This is a genomic window from Nocardioides sp. NPDC057772 (assembly GCF_042798075.1).
Taxonomy (GTDB): Bacteria; Actinomycetota; Actinomycetes; order Propionibacteriales; family Nocardioidaceae; genus Nocardioides.
Window position 1 is genome coordinate 24,013 of record NZ_JBHVKN010000038.1, and the last position, 9,130, is coordinate 33,142.

The 9,130-nt window shown below is 70.1% G+C and carries 9 protein-coding genes; all 9 read left to right on the top strand.

The features are described from left to right. Nucleotides 1-22 precede the first annotated feature (22 nt). Entirely contained in the window at nt 23-1,315 is a 1,293-nt protein-coding gene (gene ftsW / locus ACFVJS_RS09520) for a putative lipid II flippase FtsW (RefSeq protein WP_378878772.1), read from the top strand. A gap of 13 nt (nt 1,316-1,328) precedes the next feature. Then, the gene (murG, locus tag ACFVJS_RS09525; protein ID WP_378878774.1) at nt 1,329-2,408 is read left to right on the top strand and encodes an undecaprenyldiphospho-muramoylpentapeptide beta-N-acetylglucosaminyltransferase; all 1,080 of its coding nucleotides are present in this window, start codon (nt 1,329-1,331) and stop codon (nt 2,406-2,408) included. Further along, a complete protein-coding gene (gene murC, locus ACFVJS_RS09530) occupies nt 2,405-3,823 on the top strand; it encodes a UDP-N-acetylmuramate--L-alanine ligase (protein ID WP_378878776.1) in 1,419 nt (472 codons plus the stop codon). The genes murG and murC overlap by 4 nt, the downstream gene beginning before the upstream one ends. 17 nt (nt 3,824-3,840) lie before the next feature. Next, a complete protein-coding gene (locus ACFVJS_RS09535; protein WP_378878778.1) occupies nt 3,841-4,752 on the top strand; it encodes a cell division protein FtsQ/DivIB in 912 nt (303 codons plus the stop codon). A 226-nt stretch (nt 4,753-4,978) separates the two neighbouring features. Then, nucleotides 4,979-6,232, top strand: coding sequence for a cell division protein FtsZ (gene ftsZ / locus ACFVJS_RS09540; RefSeq protein ID WP_378878780.1), 1,254 nt, complete (start codon nt 4,979-4,981; stop codon nt 6,230-6,232). 9 nt (nt 6,233-6,241) lie between these two features. Continuing rightward, nucleotides 6,242-6,982: a peptidoglycan editing factor PgeF gene (gene pgeF / locus ACFVJS_RS09545; RefSeq protein WP_378878782.1), complete on the top strand. Its 741-nt coding sequence runs from the start codon at nt 6,242-6,244 to the stop codon at nt 6,980-6,982. Beyond that, entirely contained in the window at nt 6,982-7,683 is a 702-nt protein-coding gene (locus ACFVJS_RS09550; RefSeq protein ID WP_378878784.1) for a YggS family pyridoxal phosphate-dependent enzyme, read from the top strand. The genes pgeF and ACFVJS_RS09550 overlap by 1 nt, the downstream gene beginning before the upstream one ends. A gap of 36 nt (nt 7,684-7,719) precedes the next feature. Continuing rightward, nucleotides 7,720-8,205 (top strand): cell division protein SepF, encoded by a 486-nt coding sequence (locus tag ACFVJS_RS09555; protein ID WP_378878786.1) that lies wholly within the window; start codon nt 7,720-7,722, stop codon nt 8,203-8,205. Between the two features lie 153 nt (nt 8,206-8,358). Next, on the top strand, nt 8,359-9,126 hold the full coding sequence (locus tag ACFVJS_RS09560) for a DivIVA domain-containing protein (RefSeq protein WP_378878787.1): 768 nt from the start codon (nt 8,359-8,361) through the stop codon (nt 9,124-9,126). Nucleotides 9,127-9,130 lie beyond the last annotated feature (4 nt).

Here is a 9,130-nt window from a genome sequence, read left to right on the forward strand (position 1 = left end):
GCGGGAACTGGGAGGTAGGCCCGTGACGACCACCAGCCCCGACCAGACCGGTTCCGGCTCGGCCGGTCAGGCCAAGGCGTACCCGAAGACGGTGCTCGGCTACCTCAAGGCGTGGTTCCACGCGCTGCGGGTGGCCCTGAACCGGCCGCTGGCCGCCTACTACCTGCTGCTCACCAGCACCTCGCTGTTGCTGACCATCGGGCTGATCATGGTGCTGAGCGCCTCAAGCGTGTGGGCCTACACCCAGATGGGCAACTCCTACGCGATCGTCGGGCGGCAGGTGCTCTGGGTGGCCATCGGCATCCCGTGTGCGTTCATCGCCTCGCGGATCCGGCCGAAGGACGTGCGTCGGCTGGCCTGGCCGGGCTACGTCGTGGCGTGCGTGCTGCTCTTCCTGACGATCTTCCTCGGCCACGACGTCAACGGACAGCAGAACTGGATCGGTGCCGGGCCGGTCAAGATCCAGCCGAGCGAGATCGCCAAGCTGGCGATCGTGCTGTGGGCCGCCCATGTCTACGCGCTCAAGGAGAGAAGGCTCGACAGCCTCCACGAGGTGCTGATGCCGGTCCTGCCGGGCATCGCGGTGGCCACCGGGCTCGTCCTGGCCGGCCGGGACCTCGGCACCGCCCTGGTCTTCTTCGCCATCGTGCTCGGGATGCTGTGGGTGGTCGGGGCGCCCGGGCGGCTGTTCGGGATCGCGATCTCGATTATCGGGGTCTCGGTGCTCTTCCTGATCAGCACCGACACCGAGCGGCTCGCCCGGCTGACCAGCTTCGCGGACCCGTTCAAGGACTACCACGGGCAGGGGTGGCAGCCCTCCCACGGTCTCTACGCGCTCAGCTCGGGCGGTGTGCTGGGGCAGGGGATCGGGGCCTCCCAGCAGAAGTGGGGTGACCTGCCCGAGGCCCACACCGACTACATCTTCGCGGTGCTGGGCGAGGAGCTGGGCCTGGTCGGCACGCTCCTCGTCGTCGGCCTGTTCCTGACGCTGGCCTTCGCGCTGGTCAAGGTCGCCCGCCAGACCGACCGGCCGTTCGTCCGCTACTTCAGTTTCGGCGTGCTGGTGTGGCTGCTCGGCCAGATGATCATCAACGTCGGCATGGTGCTCGCCCTGCTGCCGGTCATCGGCATCCCGCTGCCGCTGGTCTCCTACGGCGGCTCGGCGCTGATCCCGTCGATGGTCGCGCTCGGCGTCGTCATCGGCTTCGCCCGCCGCGAACCGGCAGCGGCCGCGGCGCTGAAGCAGCGTAAAGCCTTGGCAAAGGATCGGGCACGCCAGGCAGCCGCCTACCGGTCCGCTCAACGCAACCGATAAGTTCTGACGCATCATGAAGGCCCTCCTCGCCGGCGGTGGCACCGCTGGACACACATCCCCTCTGCTCGCCACGGCTGATGCCCTGCGCCGTCTCGACCCCAGCGTGGAGGTGACCTGCCTCGGCACGCCTCGCGGCCTGGAGAACCAGGTGGTCCCCGCCGCGGGATACCCGCTCGAGCTGATCCCGCCGGTGCCGATGCCGCGTCAGCTCAGCAGCGACCTGCTGAAGGTGCCGGCCAACCTCAAGGGCGCTGTCGACGCGACGTACGAGGTGCTCGACCGGGTCCGTCCCGACGTGGTCGTCGGCTACGGCGGGTACGTCTCGATGCCGGCCTATCTCGCCGCGAAGCGGCGTCGCATCCCGATCGTCGTGCACGAGGGCAACGCGATGCCCGGTCTCGCCAACAAGGCGGGTGCCCGGGTCGCCGACCGGGTGGCGGTCAGCTTCCCCGACACCAAGCTGCCCAAGGCCGAATACATCGGCCTGCCGATCCGCCGGATGATCTCGACGCTGGACCGCTGGGCGCTGCGCGCCGAGGCCCGCAGCTTCTTCGGGCTCGACCAGCACCGCCCGACCGTCGTGGTCACCGGCGGCTCGCAGGGCGCCCGCACCATCAACGAGGCGGTCTCCGGCGCCTACCGGACGCTGGCCAGCAACGGCATCCAGGTGCTCCACGTGATCGGCCCGAAGAACGAGCTCGCCTCGCCCGGCCCCGGCTACCACGTGCTCAACTACGTCGACCGGATGGACCTCGCGCTCGCCGCGGCCGACCTGATGATCTGCCGCTCCGGCGCCAACTCGGTGATCGAGGCGAGCGCGGTGGGTGTCCCGGCGGTCTACGTGCCCCTCCCGATCGGCAACGGCGAGCAGTCCCTCAACGCGCGGGCGGTCGTCGACGCCGGTGGCGCGGTGCTGGTCCCCGACGCCGAGATGAACGCCGGCTGGGTCGCCGGCAACGTACCCCCGATCGTCACCGACCGCGCCCGGCTCGAGGCGATGTCGAAGGCGGCCAGCGACCTGGTCCCGCGCGACGCGGACGAGCGGCTGGCGCGGATGATCTTCGAGGTCGTCGCAGGAGGAGGTAGGTCATGAGGGTTCCCGTTCCTGAGCACATCCTTCCCGCCGAGCAGCTGGGCAAGGTCCACTTCATCGGCATCGGCGGTGCCGGCCTGTCGGCGATCGCCCGGGTCATGCTGGCCCGCGGGATCCAGGTCTCGGGCAGCGACGGTGCCGACTCCTCGATGGTCGCGGCGCTGCGCGAGGAGGGCGCGACCGTCTACGTCGGCCACGACGCCTCCCAGGTCGAGGGCGTCGACACCCTGATCGTCTCCACGGCGATCCGCGAGGACAACCCCGAGTACGTCGCGGCCGTCGAGAAGGGCCTGCGGATCTACCCGCGCTCGGCCGGCCTGGCCTCGGTCATGGAGGGCCGCCGCGTCCTCGCCGTCGCCGGCACCCACGGCAAGACCACCACGACCTCGCTGCTGACCGTCGCGCTGCAGGCCGCGGGCGCCGCGCCGACCTACACGGTCGGCGGCGAGCTGGCCGCCTCCGGCACCAACGCGGCGGAGGGCTCCGGCGACCTCTTCGTCGCCGAGGCCGACGAGTCCGACGGTGCCTTCCTGGTCTACAAGCCCTACGCCGCGGTCGTCACCAACGTCGAGGCCGACCACCTCGACCAGTGGGGCACCGAGGAGGCCTACCGCGAGGGCTTCGCCCAGTTCGTGGGGCGCCTCGCCCCCGACGGCTTCCTGGTCGCGGTCATCGACGACCCGGGCGCCGCCGACCTGCGTCACGTCGCCCACTCGCTCGGCCGCCGCTTCATCGGCGTCGGTGAGTCGGAGCTGGCCGACGTACGCGCCGTCGACGTGGTCCTGGAGGGCACCACCTCCTCGTTCACGGTCGTCGACGGGCTCGACGAGCTGGGCCGCATCACGCTGCAGATCCCCGGGCGCCACTACGTCGCCGACGCGCTCGCCGCGCTGACCGTCGGTCTGCGCCTCGGCCACTCCTTCGACCTGCTCAAGGCGGGTCTGGAGTCGTTCACCGGCACCCGGAGGCGGATGGAGCGCAAGGGCGAGGCCGCAGGCGTACGCGTCTACGACTCCTACGCCCACCACCCCTCCGAGATCGCCGGCGACCTCGTCTCCGGCCGGTCGGTGGCGGGGGAGGGGCGACTGATCGTGGCCTTCCAGCCCCACATGGTCTCGCGCACCCGGATCTTCGGCGAGGAGATGGGCCGCGTGCTCGGCGCCGCCGACGAGGTCGTCGTCCTCGACGTCTACCTCGCCCGCGAGGACTACGACCCCGAGGTCACCGGCAAGCTGGTCGCCGACGCGGTGCCGCTGCCGGCGGACCGTGTCGTCGCCGTCGAGGGGCTCGAGCAGGCGGCAGACGAGCTGGCCCGCCGCGCCCGTCCGGGTGACCTGGTTCTGACGCTCGGGGCAGGTACCGTGACCGAGGTGGGCCCGATGGTGCTCGCCAAGCTGCGTACGGCAGAGCAGTAACGCTGGGGGAGGCGAGCATGGGGGAGAAGGGGTCGGACACTGACATCGCCCAGGCCCTGGAGATCGCCCAGTCGGCGTCCGGGGAGCATGAGCTGGACCTCGGCTCGGCGGAGGCCGAGACGGGAGCCCGAGCTGACGCGGGCAGCGAGCCGACCGGGGAGCGGGAGCCCGAGCGTCCGGCGGTCGACGCGGCGACCCTGAAGAGCCGCAAGGCCTTCGCCCGCCGCCAGTGGCGCCGGCGCTGGCTCGCCTGGCGCTACCTGATCGTCGGCACCCTGGTCATCGCCCTCCTGCTCGGCGGGATCTGGGCTGTCTACTTCTCCACCTGGCTGCAGGTCAAGGGCACCTCGGTGCACGGCACGATGAAGATGACCAGCGCCAAGGAGGTCGTCGAGTTCGCGGCCGCACCGGTCGGCGAGCCGCTGGCCACCGCCGACCTCGAGGCCGTGCAGGTGCGGGTGCTCAATGGTCTGCCCATGGTGCGCTCGGTCAACGTCTCGCGCGAGTGGCCCGACAAGATCCGCGTCGACGTCACCGAGCGTACGCCGGTGGCGGTCGTGTCCATCGGCGGCCGGCTGCGGGCGCTCGACGAGACCGGCACCGTCTTCTGGGACTACAAGAAGGCGCCGGCCGGCCTGCCGATGGTGAACACCGTGACGGGCACCAACTCCGACGCGCTCCGCGAGGCCGCTGCGGTGGCCTCGGCGCTCCCGGCCGACCTGGCCAAGCGGGTCGACCACGTCGAGGTGACCACCGTCGACTCGATCTCCCTGAAGATGCGCAACGACAAGCGGGTGGTGTGGGGGAGCAGTGCCCAGTCCGACACCAAGGCCGACGTGCTGGTGGCGTTGATGAAGGCCGAGCCCGACGTGGCCCGCTACGACGTCTCCGTGCCCGGACAGCCGGTCACCAGCAAGAGCGTCGACTGATCCCCAGCGGGGATCTTCTCCACCGGACGGCTCTGCCACATTGCCCCTACCGGACGGCACGAGATCGGCACAACTGATCCGCGTCCGCGTGTCGCGCCAGTCTGAGGAGGTACGTCTGCCTACTGTTCTGAGAACGGCGAGGTTGACATAACTATAACCCTCAGGTTGAGGGTAAGGGTTGAGAACCCGCCGTCAGGACCAACCAGCGATCGAAGGGGCGACCACCGTGGGAGCTGCACAGAACTATCTGGCGATCATCAAGGTCGTCGGCATCGGTGGCGGCGGCGTCAACGCTGTCAACCGGATGATCGAGGTCGGCCTCAAGGGGGTCGAGTTCATCGCCATCAACACCGACGCCCAGGCGCTGCTGATGAGCGACGCCGACGTCAAGCTCGACATCGGCCGTGAGCTCACCCGCGGCCTCGGTGCCGGCGCCAACCCGAGCGTGGGGGAGAGTGCCGCCGAGGACCACGCCGACGAGATCGAAGAGGTCATCAAGGGCGCCGACATGGTCTTCGTGACCGCCGGCGAGGGTGGCGGCACCGGCACCGGCGGCGCCCCGGTCGTGGCGCGCATCGCCCGCAGCCTCGGCGCCCTGACCATCGGTGTGGTGACCCGCCCGTTCGCCTTCGAGGGCCGCCGTCGTGCCAACTCCGCCGAGGAGGGCATCAGCAAGCTCCGCGAGGAGGTCGACACCCTCATCGTCATCCCCAACGACCGGCTGCTGTCGATCTCGGACCGCAACGTGTCGGTGATGGACGCCTTCCGCCAGGCCGACCAGGTGCTGCTGCAGGGTGTCTCCGGCATCACCGACCTGATCACCACGCCCGGTCTGATCAACCTCGACTTCGCCGACGTGAAGTCGGTCATGTCCAACGCCGGTTCGGCCCTGATGGGCATCGGCTCGGCGCGCGGTGACAACCGCAGCGTCGAGGCCGCCGAGATGGCTGTCTCCTCGCCGCTGCTGGAGGCGTCGATCGACGGCGCCCACGGCGTCCTGCTCTCGATCGCCGGCGGCTCCGACCTGGGCCTCTTCGAGATCAACGAGGCCGCCGCTCTGGTCGCCGACGCGGTCCACCAGGAGGCCAACATCATCTTCGGTGCGACCATCGACGACGCGCTCGGCGACGAGGTCCGGGTCACCGTGATCGCGGCAGGCTTCGACGGCGGCATGCCCAAGCGTCGCGAGGGCACCTCCGCGCTCGGCAGCGTGCAGGGCCGGTCCACCAGCTCCCAGCCGGCCAACAACGGCGAGACCGCCGCCGTGGCGACCGCGGTCGCGACCCGGCGCGCCGAGGAGGCGGCCGAGACTCCGGCCGCGGCGCCGGAGAAGCCGGCCAAGCCCGCGCCCGCACCTGCGGCGCCCGCCACGCCTCCGCCGGCGACTCCGCCGGCCGAGCCTGCTCCGGTCGCCAAGAAGCCCGCCCCCAGCGTGCAGTTCAGCGATGATGAGCTCGACGTTCCCGATTTCCTGAAGTAAGGCCCCCGCTTGTACTCCTTCCGAGCCTCCGCAGGCCTCGTCGACCTGGCGTTCACCGACAGGTACGGCGGGGTCAGCCGTGCTCCGTACGCCGAGCTCAACCTGGCGGTCAACGGCTCGGACTCGCCGGAGGCCAAGGCCGAGAACCACCGGCTGCTGCTGGCCGACTTCGCCGACGGCGCGCCCTACGCCGACCTCTACCAGGTCCACGGCAACGCGGTCGTCGACGCTGGTCTAAGCGGAGCCCGAGACAATCCGGCGGAGTGCGGCGTGCGCCCCGAGGCCGACGGCATCGTCACCACCGAGCGCGACCTGGTCCTGCTGGTCCGGACCGCCGACTGCGTACCCGTGCTGTTCGCGGACGAGGCGGCCGGGGTCATCGGCGCGGCCCACGCCGGACGCAAGGGGATGGCGGCCGGGGTCGTGCCCGCGACCGTCGCCCGGATGCGTACGCTCGGCGCGACCCGGATCACGGCATGGGTGGGGCCGCACGTGTGCGGCAAGTGCTACGAGGTGCCTGCCGAGATGCAGGAGGAGATCGCCGCGGTCGAGCCGGCCGCGCGCGCCACCACGAGCTGGGGCACACCCAGTCTCGACGTCGGCGCCGGAGTGCTCGCCCAGCTGGCCCGCGAGGGGGTCGAGGCGGTCGACGCCAGCCGCTGCACCCGCGAGTCCGAGGACCTCTACTCCTACCGTCGTGACGGCGCCGGCATGTCGCTGGGCGCCCTGATCCGGCTGCGGGGTGCGTGATGGGCGACCGCACCGATGAGATCGCCGCCGGGCTCGCCGAGACCCGCGAGCGGATCGCCGCGGCGGCCGAGGCTGCCGGCCGTCCCGCCGACGACGTCCACCTGATCGTCGTCACCAAGTTCTTCCCGGCCTCCGACGTACGCATACTGGCCGGTCTCGGCGTCACCGACGTCGGTGAGAATCGTCACCAGGAGGCGGCGGCCAAGGCGGCCGAGTGCGCAGACCTGGGGCTGCGCTGGCACTACATCGGCGGCCTCCAGTCCAACAAGGCGGCCGCCGTGGCCGGCTATGCCGACGTGGTCGAGTCCGTCGACCGCCCCTCGCTGCTGCCCCGGCTCAGCCGCGGCGCTGGCGAGCGCGGCCAGATCCTCGACGTGCTCCTGCAGGTCTCGCTCGATCCGCCGGGGCGCGAGGGACGTGCCGGGGCGGACCCGGGTGACGTCCGCGACCTCGCCGCCGAGGTCGAGGCGACCGATGGGCTCCGGCTGCGGGGCCTGATGGCGGTCGCTCCGCTCGGCGAGGACCCGGAGCCGGCCTTCGTCCGGCTGGCGCGGATCCGGGAGGACTTCTTGGTCGAATATCCCGAGGCGACGGTGCTGTCGGCGGGGATGAGTGGCGACCTGGAGCAGGCGATTGCCCATGGCGCGACACACGTACGTGTCGGGTCTGCGGTCCTCGGAGAGAGGCCAACTGTCAAGTAATGTCTCGGGAAGCAATACTCTGGGGAAGGTGGGAACATGAGCGGCGCTATGCGCAGGTTCGGTGAATACCTCGGCCTGCTCGAGGACACCGGGTACGACGACGACGTCTACGAGGGTGATGACGACGAGACCCGCTCCCACGAGGCCGTCAAGGCGCCGGTGCGATCGAGGCAGTCCCGTCCGGCCCCGGTTGCTGACCTTTCCGAGCGGCGACGAGCAACGGTGGTGCCTGCAGTGGCAGAGCTTTCCAAGATCATCACGCTGACCCCGACGTCCTACAACGAAGCGCGTCAGGTCGGCGAGAACTACCGCGACGGCACGCCGGTGATCATGAACCTCACCGAGATGGACGATGCGGACGCAAAGCGGCTTGTCGACTTTGCGGCGGGCTTGATCTTTGCTACCTATGGGAACATCGAGAGGGTCACCAACAAGGTGTTTCTTATCTCACCTGCGAACGTTTCGGTCACGGCCGAGGCCAAGCAGAGGATCGTTGAGGGCGGCTTCTTCAACCAGAGCTGAGGCCTTCGACATCTGTCTATGGGTGCCTGGATGCGGTCCGCATCTGGCATGTCTACGGACAGGCGCTAGAGTTTCGACAGCATTAACCTGATGCCGCCCCCCGGCGGTGCAGTCCGTACGTCTGAGTCAACCGAGTAATGAATGGGTGAGGTCATGCCGCTGACGCCAGAGGACGTGAGCAACAAGCGCTTTACTCCCGTCCGGCTCCGCGAGGGCTACGACATGGGCGAGGTGGATCAGTTCCTCGACGAGGTCGAGGCCGAACTGGCACGTCTCACCCGGGAGAACGACGACCTTCGCGGGAAGTTGGCATCTGCGCAGTCGGGTGGGGGTCCGTCCTTCCCGATGGCTCCCGAGCCGCCTGCTCCGGAGGCGATGCCGGCCCCCGAGCCGGTCTCGCACCAGATGCCGATGTACCAGGAGGCACCGCAGACCGGCGGCATCGAGACGATCCGGGTCGAGACCGTGCCGGAGGCCTCCAACGCCGCGGCGCGACTGCTCGAGCTGGCCACGCGCAACCACGACGCGCTCATCGACACGGCCAAGAACGACGCCGACAAGATCGTCGCCGAGGCCCGCACCAAGGCCGAGCGCCTCGAGGCGGAGTCGAAGGCGAAGGCCGACCGCATGGAGGCCGACGCGCGCACCCGTGCGCAGATGCTCGACAGCGAGACCGCCGAGCGACGTCAGCAGCTCTTCGGTGAGCTGGAGCGTGAGAAGGACAACCTGACCACCGAGGTCGACACGCTGCGCAACTTCGAGCGTGAATACCGTTCGCGCCTGAAGAGCTACTTCACGCAGCAGCTCGACGCGCTGAACAACTCGGCTGAGTCGCAGGCGCCCGTCATGGCGGCCGCCGTCAACGAGTCGGGCCCGGCGCCGAAGCGCCTGCGCTCCATCCTGGGGGAGGACGAGGGCTGAGGTC

Bases quoted from the DNA above. Each gene is read 5' to 3' on its own strand.
- murG (WP_378878774.1), top strand. From the start codon at position 1,329: ATGAAGGCCCTCCTCGCCGGCGGTGGCACCGCTGGACACACATCCCCT.
- murC (WP_378878776.1), top strand. From the start codon at position 2,405: ATGAGGGTTCCCGTTCCTGAGCACATCCTTCCCGCCGAGCAGCTGGGC.
- ACFVJS_RS09535 (WP_378878778.1), top strand. From the start codon at position 3,841: ATGGGGGAGAAGGGGTCGGACACTGACATCGCCCAGGCCCTGGAGATC.
- ACFVJS_RS09550 (WP_378878784.1), top strand. From the start codon at position 6,982: ATGGGCGACCGCACCGATGAGATCGCCGCCGGGCTCGCCGAGACCCGC.
- ACFVJS_RS09555 (WP_378878786.1), top strand. From the start codon at position 7,720: ATGAGCGGCGCTATGCGCAGGTTCGGTGAATACCTCGGCCTGCTCGAG.
- ACFVJS_RS09560 (WP_378878787.1), top strand. From the start codon at position 8,359: ATGCCGCTGACGCCAGAGGACGTGAGCAACAAGCGCTTTACTCCCGTC.